Genomic DNA, 14,191 nt, shown 5'->3' with positions numbered 1-14,191 from the left:
CACTCCAATTCATATGTCGTTATGTAGCCTTCTCTTCTATTAAACACAAGCAGACCGAAAAAAGCGACCTTTCCAGCCGAAAAAGCCGCTAATTTTGCTGAAGGAAAAAATCCGCAATGATTTCTTCATCCGAATGCGGAATAAATTCTCCACGGATGTTTTGAGCACCGTTGATGCAGCCGCTTGATAATAAGATTATATCATTCGGACCGCTTTCCTGCAGGGCGGTTACCACGGCGGCGCGCCGGGTGGTCGCCGTTAAAACCTGCTGTTTATACGGCAAGGAAAAGCCTTTCAGCACTTCATTGACCACGTCATTCGGATCGTTAAATCCCGGATGGTCGACTGTCACTACGACAACATCCGCTTTCCCTTCAGCGGCTTTTGCCATTTTCGGCATCTTCGAGAAATCCCGGATGCCAATTCCGGCTACCAAAGCGATCAAGCGGTTATGCGGCAACTTTTTCACTTCCCGCATCACAAGGTCCAACGCAACCGGCGTATGTGCATAATCCAATATGATTCTCCGATTTTCCGGGCCTTCAATCAGCTGGAACCGGCCTTCGACTTGCGGCATATCCGGCAGCACCGAAAGAATATGTTCCATTTCAACACCGGACAATAAAGCCGCTCCAATGGCAGCCGTCAGATTGCCGGCATTGTATTCTCCAAACAACGGAACCCTCACTTCATGAACCTGCTGCTGAAAATGCAGCTCGAAGCGCATGCCGCTTTCTTCGATGAGAATATTGGTCCAGACCAAATCTGCTCCTGAATCGAGCCTTTGGCTATAGGTCAATACCGGGTAATCAACCGCTTCCAGAATTTCCTTTGCCATGCCTTGGTCGTCTATGTTGACGACCGCCGTTTTCGCCTGCCTGAACAACTGCAGTTTGCAAGCCAAATAATTTTCGAAAGTATGGTGGTACTCCAGGTGCTCCTCGGAAATATTGGTATGAATGGCCACATCAAAAAGAATGCCTTCTACCCGTTTCTGGTCAAGGGCAATCGAAGATACTTCCATTGCCGCTGCGCGGTCGCCAAATGCGGCAAGATGCGAAAAGATTTGATGGATATCTGAAGAAATGGGTGTAGTGGGCGTACTTTTTTTATAAGGCGTCTTTCCTGAAGAGTTATAAATGCCGGTGGTTCCCAAAAATCCGCACGGCATCCCTAAGAGATTGAAGAGATTGTAAACATAAGTGGCTGTTGTGGTCTTGCCATTCGTCCCCGTAACCCCAACTTTTACCAGCTGGTCCTGGGCTCTTTCAAAAAAATGAATTGAAAAAGCAGCCAGAGCCGACCGTGAATCTTTTACGGCAATGAACGTAACATGCGGGAACGCCTCTGCATACGGCTTTATTTGCTGCCAATCGGAGCCGATGATGGCAACTGCACCCTTTTCAAGTGCTTCTGAAATATAAAGGTGCCCATCCGTATTTTCCCCGACGATGCAAAAGAACGCTGAACCGCTTATTACTTCAGCGGAATTATAAGCAATTGAACTGATTTCCTGAGACACCGGCCCTAAACGATGTTCTTCCGCCAACTGCACGTGATCAAATTGAATTTCCATTGTACACCCCTTAGCATCCAGTTTCGTTTCCTTATGAACTTTTCCCCACTTTCTTGTCTCAATATTCTATCATTATAACCATTATTCGCAAACCGGTTTCAACCCATCCATTAACAATTATTTGCATTTCATACTATTAACCTATTTTCACCCTGCTCCTAAAAACATAAAAAGGCATAAAAGCCGGTTCGCTTTTATGCCTCATCTATTAAATTTCCTGCTTTTCAAGTGCCTGTTCTTTTTCTTCCAGTGCATAGCGCAATTGCTCAATCGTCTGCGGATAATCCGTTTTGCCTGTTAAATTTTCCAGCATTTCGCGGACGTCGATCCCCGACGACTCTTTCAAAGTTTCCTGAAGGGAAGCCATTAAATTCGTCGCATAAGAGGTGACTTTATTTGCCCCGCCGCCTTCTCCGCCTCCGGTATCCACAACCGTAATCTTATCGATGTTGCCAAGTGGTGCAGCGATTTGCTTCGCATATTCAGGCAGCATGTTGACAATCATATCAAGCGTCGCTGCTTGGCCGTACATTTCAAAGGCTTCCGCAATTTTGCGCTTCGCTTCCGCTTCTGCGAGACCTTTCAGGCGGATGATATCTGCTTCAGATTCACCTTGTGCACGCTGCGACTCTGCTTTTGCAAGGCCATCCAGACGGATTTTCTCGGCATCGGCTTTTGCCATCGCTTCTACGCGGTATTTCTGTGCATCCGCTTCTGCCAACTGCTTGGATTTCTCTGCCGCAGCAGCCTGCTCAACCGAGTAGCGGTCCGCATCGGCTTTTTTCTTCACTTCGGAATCGTACTGGCGCTCACGGCGCTGGATTTCTTTTTCTTCCAGCTCAATTTGCTTCTGGCGCTCGATGATCCGGATCTGCATTTCCTGCTCGACAACTTCCTGTTTCGAACGGGCTGTTTCCAGCTCATACGCCTGGTCCGCACGGGCTTTCGCGCTGTCCTGCTCCCGTTTGTATTCCGCCACTTTCAATAAATTCTCTTTTTCCGCTTCTGCAATTTCTGTGGCACGCTCGATTTCGGCGCGCTGTGCATCTTTTCCGGCTTCCGCCCGTTTGATGCGCGTCTGCATTTCCGACTCTGCCGTAGCAATATCCGCATCGCGTTTCACTTGCGCAATCCGTGCTTTACCGAGTGAATCCAAGTAGCCGTTTTTGTCGCGGACGTCTTTGATGGTGAACGATACGATGATCAATCCCATTTTCGCCAAATCATGCGAAGCGACGCGCTGGACTTCCTGCGAGAACTTATCACGGTTTTTATAAATTTCTTCTACTGTCATTGATCCGAGAATCGAACGCAGATGCCCTTCAAGCACTTCTTTTGCTTCATTTTCACGGTCTTCTTTTGATTTCCCCAGAAACTGTTCTGCCGCTGTGGCAATTTCAGAAATCGATCCGCCAATCTTGATGATGGCTGTGCCATCAGCCATCACCGGCACCCCTTGTTCTGTATAAACTTCCGGTGTCGTCACTTCCAATTTGCTCGACAGCAGGCTGAGCGGTGCTGCCTGCTGAAAAATAGGAAGCAGGAACGTCCCGCCGCCGCGGATGATTTTAATGCGGTTCCCCGAGTCATCCGTGTGGACATTTTTCGAGCCCAAATAACTGCCCGTCACAATCAAAGCCTCATCCGGCCCGACCGTCTTATACTTTGTTACGTAAACCCCTATAATCGCCAATACGACAAAAGCAGCTATCCCAATTGCAATCCATGTCATTTCCATTCTAATTCCTCCTTATATTCTTTTTTCAGTGCTGAAAATCGGTTCATAATCTCTTACATATAACGTGCCGTCGTTCACTTGGATGATCAAAACCTGCCTGTCCTGCCCGATGGCTTCGTTGTCAAATCCGGCAGCCCGTTTGGAGATCATGCCGCCGTAGGTTTCAATGACGACTTCTCCGTAGCCATCCACCGGAATGGGCACAATCACTTTAGCAACTTGGCCGAGCAAGGATTCCTCCGTATAGGCAATCGAAGATTCTGCGGAAGACAATGGCAATAAAACAAAGAAATAAAGTAAAATATCCAAAACCACTGCCGCTGCCGCTGCAATCCCTAAGATGGCCAGATCGCTCAAGTTTGTAGTCAGCTCCAATACATAACCGGCTGCTGCCAACAAAGTGACAAATGCTAAAATCACGGCGGGGTTAAAAAAGGGAAGCCCATCGCCTGCATCTGCGATATCCGCGAACAGCACATAAAGGACAGTCAAGGCACCTGCTGCAACGAGCGTATACAGATATACTTGTTCCATAGGCAAACCGAATAACTCCATTCCAATACCTCCCATCTAACCCATTCTTTTTCATCCTACTTAATATACGGAAGAACCTTCCGTAAGTTTCAGAATTCTTCAATAAAAATAAAAAACCCGTTCTAGTTAAAGAACGGGTTTTGCAAATTCAAGTTCATGAAAGCCTCTGACCAATTGGAAGCCGATTCCGACGTAGCCGTCAGCCAAAAGCTGGCGCTGCCGTTCCAGGTCATCCAATTTCACATTTGTGTGATGCTCGTAGCGAACTGTCGGCTGCTCCAAATCTTTGACGAGGATGTAGCGCTCCATGCCGGCGTACTTTTCTTTCAACGCTCCGATATGCATTTGCTGGAGAAACTTATCTTTTAAACTCGGGATGTTCATCGGAGCGACGGTACAGCAAATATAGCGGAACTTCTCTTCCAGATTCGGCAGTTCTTTCATAATCACTTCCGCTAATTTCTGCTGGAGGCGATTGCCTCGATATTCCGGAAGAACAACTGAAATTTCCTGGTAAATGACGCTCGGCAATTCTTCCTCGGGAAGATTAAGGTCCAGTCCCAGATGTTCCTCGTCAATTTCCGGTATGAGAAGCGCCCTGAATCCGATTAAGCGGTCCTCGACAAACGCACCAATCAGCAAGCCCCGTTCATTGAGGATAAAGAGAAACTCTTCCGTCGATAATGGCTGCAGAATCGCTTTTTCCGGGAGCGAATCGATGACCTCTTTTTGCACTTGTTCAATGACCGGCAAATCTTCTAAATACAGCCGTTTCATGTGCATGGCCTGCGTTTTTCGAAGCGCTTGATTTGTGATGGTTCCTTCATACAAGAACTTCATAGCGCATTCTCCTAGTCCGTAGTATTTTATATGTTTAGGATACCACTTCACCTTCCGGAGATGTTGCAGTTTTTAAATTTGTTTATCGGATTTCCGGGCGTAGCCGCCTTTTGCAAATCCATCGATCTGTTTTTGATTGCTTAGGAAGATCACTTGATTAGCCGGGTCAGCTTCCAAAAATTCCTGCATATATTTGCGCATTTTCCCTTTTCGGGCTTTATACGTTGTAATGATAAACCTTAGAAATTCCACGTCCATCTTTTCCGGACAGCCTTCCGCCATATCGGGGCGTGTTTTGCCCAGATTCGTCAACCAGCGTTTTAATACGCGGTACAGGCACACGCTTAAAGGCACTTCCAAATAAATAAAAGTATCTGCTTCTTTCATACGGATATCAAAGCTTGCGGTGTAATTCCCTTCAATGATCCAGCTATCCCGGGCTGCAATTTTTTCTTGGGCTGCCCTGAATTCTTCCGAATCCGCTTCGATCCAACCCGATTTCCAATAAATAGAATCAAGATGATACACTGGAATATCCAGTTTCTTTCCCAGTTCCGCAGCAAAAGTCGATTTTCCCGCACCAGCTGAAACCCCCGTCACCATTACCTTTTTCATCTCTTCACGCCCCTTTTCGCCACAGTTCTTTTATTATATAGACAAGTGCACACATAAAATAGAACAAGCAATTTCGGCATAGGGCTTGCATTTTTTGTAACCCCATGTTATTCTAAGGAAGAATTATTTTTGTTCGGATAACTTTGTATAAAGTGTCAGATGTTCATCTGCAAGATTTGAGCAAGGATAGTAATACAATGTATGCTTACGCATACGAGGAGGAAACACACATGGAACAAGGTAAAGTAAAATGGTTTAACTCAGAAAAAGGATTCGGCTTCATCGAGCGCGAAGGCGGAGACGACGTATTCGTACACTTCTCAGCTATTCAAAGCGAAGGATTCAAATCTTTAGAAGAAGGTCAAGAAGTTACTTTCGATATCGAGCAAGGCCAACGCGGTCTTCAAGCTACTAACGTAGTTAAAGCTTAATTTTAACTTAACTTTTATGGGCTCCCTTTATGGGGAGTCCATTTTTCATGTTTTTTTAGACAAGTAAAAGGCTGCCGAGAAAATTCGGCAGCCTTTTTTGTTTACTGGGTTGGATTCATTGTGAAATACAGCTGGAATCCAAAGTAGATTAATGCACACGCTACAAGGGTGCCGACTACTATTCCGATAGCCAGGTTTTTGCCGCTCATGCCCCTCACCCCTTCTGAAGTTTCTCTGATCTACCGTTCAACGCTGCATCTTCTATCAATTTCATGACGTCAGCAGCGCCTTCTCCTTTATTCGACAGGACCGTTAAAACAGTTTGTGCATCCGGATAATAGCCCGAATGGAAGCTGACGCCTGGATCGTATCCGGTAACATGGTATTTTACTACAGCCTCTTCACTGCGCGAAATCCAGACACCGTAGCCGTAAGCATGGGCATCGATAGCCACATGGGGCGAAAGCAAGGTCTTCGTCATTTCTTCAGAAAGCAGCGTAAAATCCATCAAGCGCTCCCAAAAAGCGGCCATGTCGCCGGCTGTTACAAATGCTCCGCCGTCCGCTCCGCCTTTAACCGGAATCGCGTATTGATTGGTCCGCCACAAATTTTCTTCTTCAATATAACCAAAAGCCGCCTCTTTCGGCAAGCGGTCCAGCCGGAAATACCCCGAATTTGCCATCTCAGTCCGCGCAAAAATGTTTTCTTCCACAAAATCGGTGAACGCTTGCCCGGTGGTTTTCTCTACAATAAGGCCCAGTACAATAAAGCCGGCATTGTTGTACTGGAACCTTTCACCAGGAGCAAACTTCATCGGTTCGTCTTTGAACAGCGGCACAAAGTCAGCAGCCGATTGCATCAAATACATCGGATGCTTGGCCCAGATCTCTTCAAAATCATCCATCGCTTCTTCATCAAAATAATCCGGAATGCCGGATGTGTGCGTCAACAACTGATGAATGGTCACATCAAAATCCGGAAAGGTTTCCGGAAAAAGCTTCGGCAAACGGTCTTCGAACGATAATTTTCCTTGTTCCACCAATTGGCAGACAGCGACTGCGGTGAAAATTTTGCATCCGGAAGCAATGCCAAAGCGGGTTCCCAGCGCGTTCGGCCGCTCATTTGAACGGTCTGCAAAACCTTTTGCCATCGACCAAACTTCCTGGTTTTTCAGCATCGCAACTCCTGAAAAGTCGATATTTTCCATACCGTCGGCAATCGGATTGCTGGGACGGACTTCTTGAAACAAACCGTCTTCCGAGATATCAATCTGCCGGCCATCCACCAATTCAATCGACAGTGGATGGACTTCACTCTTTTGTTTGGAAAAGTACCAAGTCCGTTTCGGTGCAACCAACAGGATAAAGGCATCGTCCTGGCCAAGGAAATTCAATGCATTTGGTTCAATTCCTTTATTGCCGCGGACCGGAATCTCCATCGCTTCAATTTCCCTTCCCACTTCTTCTACATGAGCCGTTGTAATGCTGACTTCACTGATATTGAGAAGGGAGTCGACAGTGAAATTCCCCATGCGGTCAATATGGCGCCTGGCAATGAACTCAACAACATTGCCAGCAGGATCTTGGAAATAAAACGCATCTGCATTGAAATTAGCGTAATAGATTTCGTCCATGCCTTCCTGGCGGTTCAAGGTGACGCGCGAACTCGCCCATCCTTTGGCCAAGGTGTACTGGTTGCCTGGAATGTTAAAAGCAAAATGGTAAATCGCCACCCGTTCGGATGCTTTAAAAACCAATACGGAATCCCCGATTGCCAACGTGAAACTGCTATCACCTTCTTCGACAATCCGGAAGCCCAACTGGTATTCGTAAAAGCCTTTCATTTCATTAAGCCGATTCGTATACAACGTCACTTTCTTGAACATGAAATCACCTCTTGCTTTTAGCATACCGAAATCCACTTCATTTTTCCTCTATTAACGAAAAAAAGGAGCACAAGGCTCCTTACAAAGTTCCGATAAATTGCAATTCCTCCAGTTCCCGTCCGTCTGCCTGGCCATTCAAAATGGCTTCCACGTCATGCAAAGTCTGCTCCAGCGCGACAGAAGCTCCGGGCTGGCCGGTTAATTCTTCTGCCACATAAAATGGCTGTGTGAAATATGCTTCGAGCCGCTCGCCTCTATGGTATGTTTCCAGCTCTCCCTGCGCTACCCTTTCCATGCCGCGGGCAACTGCAACGGAGCGAAGTTCCCGGTAGCGGCGCAAGGTTTTTTGGGCACGCTGGCGAAGCTGGAAATGGCGCTCGTCCAATTCAGCTTCTTCCAATATAGAAGAAGCTGAATGGAGCGGACTTAAAGCCGGATACTGGTGGCGGGCTGCAAGATCTGCATCGAGCTGCCAAAGCGTCTCAAGCGGGCCGAACGGAAAATCGTCATCGACCACTTCACCGGACAAATCCACCAGCAGCGTTGCAGCCGGTTGAGCGCTCAATTGTTCCTGCAGTTCGAACAACTCTCCTGAATCTACCCGTTCCTTATCTGTGAAAAACACCGCCTTATCACCGCAGCGATTTAACAGTTCCAGCGTTTTTTCTACTGAATCGGTGGTATGGTCTGCCAGTTCCACGATACCTTCTAGTTCGAAATGATCCTTTTCAGGAATCAAGTAAACCGTTTGATAACCTTGTTCCTTAAAACGGTGGAGCAGTTCTGCTGCAATCACCAATTGCCCCATTCCCGGACGGGCAACAATTCCTGTCGTACCGCCTTTTACCAATGGTGCAAAAAAATCGAATGCTTTAATTTTGGTTTCGATCATCGCCATCTTCTCCCCTCGGATAATGAGCTCATCTACTGTGCAATTGGCCAGTTTAGCCAGTCCCACTAACGTTCTGACTTCCGCTTTCCCTAAATCAATTTTGCCAGTGCATAAATTGGAAACCGTCGCTGGCCGAATTCCCGCTTCTTTGGCAGCCGTCGTTAAATTCGGCACCCGTTTTCTAAGCAACGCCACGTTCAATCGAATATCTTCCATCCAACTCCTCCTCTTGTTACTTTTAACAGTAAACTAAATTACTCTATAAAGCAATATAAATTTCTTTATAGAGTAATTTAATTTACGGCGAAAAGAAAAACCCTTCTATTTAGAAGGGTTTTATTTCAATTCATATGCGAGCCGCACCATATCCTGGCACAAGATGCCGTTTTCAAAAATCGGTTCCGGGTAATGGCGGGTGAAAAAACCGCGGTCGATCGATTTCAACCGAAAACCGCATTTTTGGTAAAGCGCCAGCTGGTCGAAACTTGAATTTCCGGTCCCGATTTCCACATGCTTAAATCCGCCGCGCTTCGCTTCTTCTAAAGCGTGGTTCACCAATTCTTTGCCATAGCCCTTACCTCTTTCCGGCTCAGCAACGGCGATATTTTTGATTTCCACGACAGTTTCCGACAATGGCAACAATGCATATACACCGACTAGGCGCCGATCAATTTCAGCTGCATACACCATGCCTTTTGCCGCATATCCACGCACCAGCTCTTCCGAGGGATCCGCTTCAAGCATCAATTCCACTGGCAGTGCTTCGCCTTGTCCAAGCCGCCGGATGTCCATTACTTCGGCTCTTTAAAGCCTTGATCGAGCAGATAGTTTTCTGCGTCATCAAACGTGCCGAAGCTTTCTTCCAGGTTTTTGCCCGTGTAGACGTTCCAGAACGGTTCTTCATAAACCAAATCCAGCTTTTCGTTGTCGCGATTTTTCCATGTCTTGTCGTATGGCGGTTCCGGCTCTAAAGACAAATAGTCCAATGCGTCTGCCACAATGCTCCGAAGTTCCTTCTCGGAACATTCACGGATGTTGACGAAGCCTTTGGCGTCCGCTTCGTACTGCGGCAAGTTGCCGACATATACAAAACCGTTGCCATTTGGATGCAAGTGGTAAACAACGATTTTTTTGTCATATAGGCTTTCTTCATAATGAAAATTCACCCGTTTCATCGATACGTCTTTACGTATCAATTCCGGAAACGATTCAATGATCGCCAATTTTTCTTCAAATGTAAGCACAATAGTTACCCCGTTTCATAATTGTTGATTCTTAGCCTAGTATAACACGGCTTCCCATAATCCTACATTAAACAGAAAAAAGCCGCCCAAGGGCGGCTTTTTTTGTAAACGGATGAATCATAGGTTTTCTAAAAATAGTTAGTTACAAACGTTTTTTATTGCCGAACGGCCACCAGACGCCGCGGTCAAATGATACAGAAATTGCCGGAATCAGAAGCGGCAGGACGATTAACCCGTACAACAGCAAGCCTGTGATCACAATCGTCGCAATTTGCACAAGACTGAGTACGCCGGACGGCATCATCGCGCCGAATGTACCGGCCAGGATAATGGCCGCTGTGATGATGACGGTGCCCATTTTAGCCATAGATGTTCTCATGGCATTGCGGACACTGACGCCGTTTGCAGATTCTTCACGGAATCGGTCAAGAAGGAAGATGGAGTAATCGACCCCAAGAGCCACCAGCATGACAAATCCGAAGAATGGCACTGCCCAGCTGATGCCGTCGTAGCCGAGTCCATTTACGAAAATCAATTCCGCGATTGATATCGATGTGTAATACGTCAATAGCAGCGACCCGATCATGTACAGCGGCATGATCAAGGAACGGAACATAATTGCCAAGATCACGAACAAACTGATCAGCATGATTGTAACGGTATTTGTAAAGTCACTTGAAGAAACATCCTGCAAATCGTTGTTGATGCTTGAGATGCCGCCATAAGCGATATCGGCTTCTTCAAGAGGTGTTGCCGTCACGGTGCGTTCGACAGCATCTTTGATTTTTGCAGTAGTATCAATGGCTGCCGGAGAATACGGATCGTCCAATAGGATGACCTCCATCTTCATGCCCGTGCCTTCTGCAAACGTATAACGGTCCAGCACTTGAGCGAATTCATCGCCTTCCAGTGTGCCTTCCGGAATAAACAATCCGGTATCACGGACCGTTTTGCTGTCGCTCATGTTCTGCATCATTTCTGCAGCTTCAGCTAAGCCGTTCTGGATTTCCACGAGGCCTGCATTCGAAGCACCGACGCCTTCTGACAGCTGCGTTAAGCCTGCCCCAAGTTCGCCGGTTTGCCCAGCTGCTCCAGCCAATCCTTGCTGAATTTCAGTCAGTCCCCCGCTAATCTGCGGCAAAGCACCGACTGTCTGCTGAACGTTCCCTGTTTGCTGCAGCCCTTGTGTAACCAGCCCCAGTTGGCTATTCAACTGCTCCAGCCCTGCAGCGGCTTCGCCAATGCCATTTGCGCCGCGGGTCTGTTCACTGATTCCCGCCAAGTTAGTTTGGATTTCAGTCAGCCCGGCCTGCACTTCTCCGAGGCCGCTGCCTGCTTCCGTCAATCCTTCTGATAACAATCCTAATTGTTTGTCTGCATAAAGGTCCTCAATCACTTCGCCTGTAGGGCGGGTTATCGACCGTACGCCTTCAACTCCGTCAATTTTTTCAATTTCACGGCTGACTTCTTCGAAATACGGAACAATGGCTTCCGTAGTCAGCGTTTCATTTGATTTCACGATGACTTCGATCGGCAAGGAATCGCCTTTGCCGAACCCGTCTTCAATTGCGCGCAGCCCTTTTACCGACTCGTAATCCGAACCGATTTCATCCACCGTGTTGAACGACAACGAATTGTTGTACGTAAACAGCAAAGGCACGGTGATGGCTGCCACCACAAGCATCGACAACAGCGGCCGGTTGATGGACAGCTTGCTCATTTGAATCCACAAATTGCTGTCTTTATGTCCGGCAGATTTTTTTGCCGGCCAGAATAATTTTTCTTTCAGCAGCGCCATGAAGAACGGCACAACTGTAAACAGCACAAGCAACAGCACGAATATCCCGACGGCTACCGCTACTGCGGATTTAAAAATCGGGAATTCCGCGAAACCAATTGCGAAGAATCCGATGAACACCGCGATGCCGCTGATCAATAATGTGCGGCCAGCTGTCTTGTACGTGTTGACAATCGCTTCTTCCACACCATGCCCCGCTGACAATTCCTCTTTATAGCGGCTCAATAGCAGAATGCAGTAATCTGTTCCGATACCAAACAAGATCGCCACCAAAAAGATTTGGGTATAGTTCGATACCGGGAAGCCGACCCAGTCGATCAAGAATGCGACAATCGATTGGCTCAGCAAATAGGAAATCCCTACAGCTACAAGCGGGATGAATGGCGTCACAATCGAACGGAATACCGCAAGCAATAAACCGAAAATCAAGACAACCGTAATGATTTCTGTCCGTTTCAGCCCTTCCTGTGCACTGATATTCACGTCGTTGTTGATGATCGCTTCACCTGTTACATAGGCGGTCATGTCTTTCGGAATGACGGTTGCACGGATTTCATCCGCTACCGCATTCACTTCTTCATCGGTGCCGTCAACTGTCACCGGCATCAAGATTGTTTTCTGGTCTTCAGAAACCAATTGTTCCTCAAGATCTGCGCTTTCCACCGGATTCAATACACTTGTCACCGGTTCGCCAAGAGCTTCTATATCTTTAGCCATGCCGGCCAAAGTTTCACGCATCGGCTCATCGAGCTCTTTTTCAAGCGGGATGACTAAGGAAATGGTCTGGTCCGCGGCATCCGCATCTGCAAGAATCGTCGCCGCCATTTGTGAAGAAGCATCTTGTGATAACTGGAAGGATCCGGCTTCTTCAGCTTGCTCTGTTAAGTTTGGCGCCAATAAGAATAAGGCAACCGTCAAAATGATCATGCCGATTGTAATCGGCCATTTCAGTTTTAAAACAGTCTTCATTTATGACACTCCATCCGTTTTAATAATATCTTTCAACTTGCGGAAAATCGTTAGAAACTGATCAATTTCTTCATCGTTCACGTGCTCCAACATTAACTTCTCGATGTAATCCGTTAGCACTTTATCTGATTGTGCCAGGACTTTTTCTCCCTGCTCGGTCAGTTCAATCAATTTTTCACGCCGGTCCTGCTGTTCGGTTTGAACAAAGCGGATCACTTCTTTTTGCAGCAGCTTTTTGATTCTGCTGGAAATCGCACTTTTATGTACCGCCTGCAAAACAGCTAACCTACTGGAAGTGATGCGTTTTTCCTTGCTGATTAACTTCAGCATTTGCATTTGTTCTGGGGAAAATTCTTTCCACAACGGATCGTCAATCGCTTTGATGACGCGCTCTGTTCCATAGAGCATTACTTCCTGAAACAAATCAACGGCTTCTTTTATTCGCCCATCCAAAATAGTATACCCCCTCAACCAATAATCACTAGTTTAGGGGGTATACTATTTGAAGTCAAGAAATACACATCGGATTTATAGACAAAAAAATAATCTCCGCAAATTGAATTTGCGGAGATTAAAATCACACTTCTTTTGTGGCTGTTTCACGAATTTCCTGCCGGCGTGCATAGATGTTTTTGGCAATCGTCTTGATTACTGCATAAACAGGGATGGCGAGAATGATTCCCCATAACCCGGCTATATTCCCAGCTGCCAAAATAAGCGTAATGACGGTCAACGGATGGACATCAAGCGCATTGCCCATTACGTTCGGCGTAATCAGATTGCTTTCAATCTGCTGGGCGATAAGCATGATAATCGCTACATAGACCGCCATGATCGGGTCTTGGACTACGGCAATAATTATTGCCGGAATGACTGCGATATAAGGTCCGAGGAACGGGATGACGTTGGTCACCATGCCGATCAACGCAAGCAGCAATGCATAATCGAGATCGATGATCAAATAGCCGATCAATAGCATCAATCCGACCAGGAAGCTGACAAACAGCTGGCCCTGAATGTAGGACTGCAGCGTATGGTCCACATCACTCAAGGTTTTGCGGATCCACGTTTTGCGTTCCCCTTTAAAGAAACCGGCCACAAACGGCGCGAATTTCTCGTGGTCCAGCAAAAGATAGATCAAGAAAAACGGCACCAGGACGAGTGAAACGACTCCTGAAATGAAACTTCCCAAGAAAGTCAGAACCCATGAGCCGATATTGCTGGCCCAGTCGCCCAGTTGCCCCGACATCTGATTGATTTGTTCTTCAAGCGAAGCGGGAAGCCGTTCACGCTGGTCAAATACGTACTGGCTGTATTGTTCAACGTCTTCAATGATAGCCGGTGCATTGTTGACCAATGAATTGACCTGTTTCGTTACAATCGGTCCGATCATTGCATAAAATAGGTAAAAGACCAAAATAATCAGTACCAAAATAATAACAATGATTGACCATTTCGGGAATTGCTTCTTCTGCAAAAAACGGAGAAGCGGCCGGCTGAGATAAAAAAGTACGCCGCCAAGCAGCAGGGGCACAAAAATAGTTTGCGCAATGATGAATAACGGGTCAAATATGGCTTGGACTTCTATGAATAGACGGATGATGACCAAAGCCAGTATAATGCCGACGCCCGTTTGGAACCAAAGTTTGTTTGTCAAATAGCCCACTTC

The 14,191-nt window shown here is 46.8% G+C and carries 13 protein-coding genes and 1 pseudogene; 1 reads left to right on the top strand and 13 read right to left on the bottom strand.

Annotated features, from left to right (window positions below; all coding sequences use genetic code 11):
* Window positions 1–88: 88 nt before the first annotated feature.
* From QWY22_RS02225 to QWY22_RS02205, 5 genes are all read right to left on the bottom strand, one after another.
* Window positions 89–1,576: a UDP-N-acetylmuramoyl-L-alanyl-D-glutamate--2,6-diaminopimelate ligase gene (locus QWY22_RS02225; protein ID WP_300982749.1), complete on the bottom strand. Its 1,488-nt coding sequence runs from the start codon at window positions 1,574–1,576 to the stop codon at window positions 89–91.
* Between the two features lie 208 nt (window positions 1,577–1,784).
* Entirely contained in the window at window positions 1,785–3,314 is a 1,530-nt protein-coding gene (gene floT, locus QWY22_RS02220) for a flotillin lipid rafts scaffold protein FloT (RefSeq protein ID WP_300982748.1), read from the bottom strand.
* Window positions 3,315–3,326: 12 nt separating this feature from the next.
* Entirely contained in the window at window positions 3,327–3,869 is a 543-nt protein-coding gene (locus QWY22_RS02215; RefSeq protein WP_300982747.1) for an NfeD family membrane protein, read from the bottom strand.
* A 105-nt stretch (window positions 3,870–3,974) separates the two neighbouring features.
* A complete protein-coding gene (locus QWY22_RS02210; protein WP_300982746.1) occupies window positions 3,975–4,688 on the bottom strand; it encodes a hypothetical protein in 714 nt (237 codons plus the stop codon).
* Between the two features lie 72 nt (window positions 4,689–4,760).
* Window positions 4,761–5,303: a P-loop NTPase family protein gene (locus QWY22_RS02205; RefSeq protein ID WP_300982745.1), complete on the bottom strand. Its 543-nt coding sequence runs from the start codon at window positions 5,301–5,303 to the stop codon at window positions 4,761–4,763.
* A 230-nt stretch (window positions 5,304–5,533) separates the two neighbouring features.
* Here QWY22_RS02205 and QWY22_RS02200 point away from each other — a divergent pair, with 230 nt between their 5' ends.
* Window positions 5,534–5,734, top strand: coding sequence for a cold-shock protein (locus tag QWY22_RS02200; RefSeq protein ID WP_036807810.1), 201 nt, complete (start codon window positions 5,534–5,536; stop codon window positions 5,732–5,734).
* A gap of 214 nt (window positions 5,735–5,948) precedes the next feature.
* Here QWY22_RS02200 and QWY22_RS02195 read toward each other — a convergent pair whose 3' ends face one another.
* The 8 genes and pseudogenes from QWY22_RS02195 to QWY22_RS02160 all read right to left on the bottom strand — a co-directional run bounded on the left by QWY22_RS02195 (window position 5,949) and on the right by QWY22_RS02160 (window position 14,179).
* Window positions 5,949–6,941 carry a serine hydrolase domain-containing protein gene (locus QWY22_RS02195; protein WP_300984309.1) on the bottom strand — a complete coding sequence of 331 codons (993 nt, stop codon included), beginning with the start codon at window positions 6,939–6,941 and terminating at the stop codon, window positions 5,949–5,951.
* Window positions 6,942–7,085: 144 nt separating this feature from the next.
* Window positions 7,086–7,265, bottom strand: a pseudogene (locus QWY22_RS02190) (serine hydrolase); the annotation flags it as partial.
* Between the two features lie 433 nt (window positions 7,266–7,698).
* On the bottom strand, window positions 7,699–8,727 hold the full coding sequence (locus QWY22_RS02185; RefSeq protein WP_300982744.1) for a F0F1 ATP synthase subunit beta: 1,029 nt from the start codon (window positions 8,725–8,727) through the stop codon (window positions 7,699–7,701).
* Window positions 8,728–8,847: 120 nt separating this feature from the next.
* Window positions 8,848–9,303, bottom strand: a complete 456-nt coding sequence (locus QWY22_RS02180; protein ID WP_300982742.1) for a GNAT family N-acetyltransferase — start codon at window positions 9,301–9,303, stop codon at window positions 8,848–8,850.
* Complete coding sequence (locus QWY22_RS02175; RefSeq protein WP_300982741.1) at window positions 9,303–9,755, bottom strand: hypothetical protein; 453 nt, start codon at window positions 9,753–9,755, stop codon at window positions 9,303–9,305. Before QWY22_RS02175 ends, QWY22_RS02180 begins: the two co-directional genes overlap by 1 nt.
* Window positions 9,756–9,897: 142 nt before the next feature.
* Entirely contained in the window at window positions 9,898–12,522 is a 2,625-nt protein-coding gene (locus tag QWY22_RS02170) for an MMPL family transporter (RefSeq protein WP_300982740.1), read from the bottom strand.
* Window positions 12,523–12,975, bottom strand: a complete 453-nt coding sequence (locus QWY22_RS02165) for a MarR family winged helix-turn-helix transcriptional regulator (RefSeq protein ID WP_300982739.1) — start codon at window positions 12,973–12,975, stop codon at window positions 12,523–12,525.
* A 124-nt stretch (window positions 12,976–13,099) separates the two neighbouring features.
* A complete protein-coding gene (locus tag QWY22_RS02160; protein WP_300982738.1) occupies window positions 13,100–14,179 on the bottom strand; it encodes an AI-2E family transporter in 1,080 nt (359 codons plus the stop codon).
* Window positions 14,180–14,191 lie beyond the last annotated feature (12 nt).

The sequence above is a fragment of the Planococcus liqunii genome (genome assembly GCF_030413595.1).
GTDB classification, from domain to species: domain Bacteria; phylum Bacillota; class Bacilli; order Bacillales_A; family Planococcaceae; genus Planococcus; species Planococcus liqunii.
This window is presented reverse-complemented; position numbering and strand designations above follow the sequence as displayed.

Excerpts from the sequence above, each read along its gene's own strand:
- QWY22_RS02170 (WP_300982740.1), bottom strand. The coding sequence starts at position 12,522 with ATGAAGACTGTTTTAAAACTGAAATGGCCGATTACAATCGGCATGATC.
- QWY22_RS02215 (WP_300982747.1), bottom strand. The coding sequence starts at position 3,869 with ATGGAGTTATTCGGTTTGCCTATGGAACAAGTATATCTGTATACGCTC.
- floT (WP_300982748.1), bottom strand. The coding sequence starts at position 3,314 with ATGGAAATGACATGGATTGCAATTGGGATAGCTGCTTTTGTCGTATTG.
- QWY22_RS02200 (WP_036807810.1), top strand. The coding sequence starts at position 5,534 with ATGGAACAAGGTAAAGTAAAATGGTTTAACTCAGAAAAAGGATTCGGC.
- QWY22_RS02205 (WP_300982745.1), bottom strand. The coding sequence starts at position 5,303 with ATGAAAAAGGTAATGGTGACGGGGGTTTCAGCTGGTGCGGGAAAATCG.
- QWY22_RS02210 (WP_300982746.1), bottom strand. The coding sequence starts at position 4,688 with ATGAAGTTCTTGTATGAAGGAACCATCACAAATCAAGCGCTTCGAAAA.
- QWY22_RS02195 (WP_300984309.1), bottom strand. The coding sequence starts at position 6,941 with ATGGAAAATATCGACTTTTCAGGAGTTGCGATGCTGAAAAACCAGGAA.
- QWY22_RS02185 (WP_300982744.1), bottom strand. The coding sequence starts at position 8,727 with ATGGAAGATATTCGATTGAACGTGGCGTTGCTTAGAAAACGGGTGCCG.
- QWY22_RS02180 (WP_300982742.1), bottom strand. The coding sequence starts at position 9,303 with ATGGACATCCGGCGGCTTGGACAAGGCGAAGCACTGCCAGTGGAATTG.
- QWY22_RS02225 (WP_300982749.1), bottom strand. The coding sequence starts at position 1,576 with ATGGAAATTCAATTTGATCACGTGCAGTTGGCGGAAGAACATCGTTTA.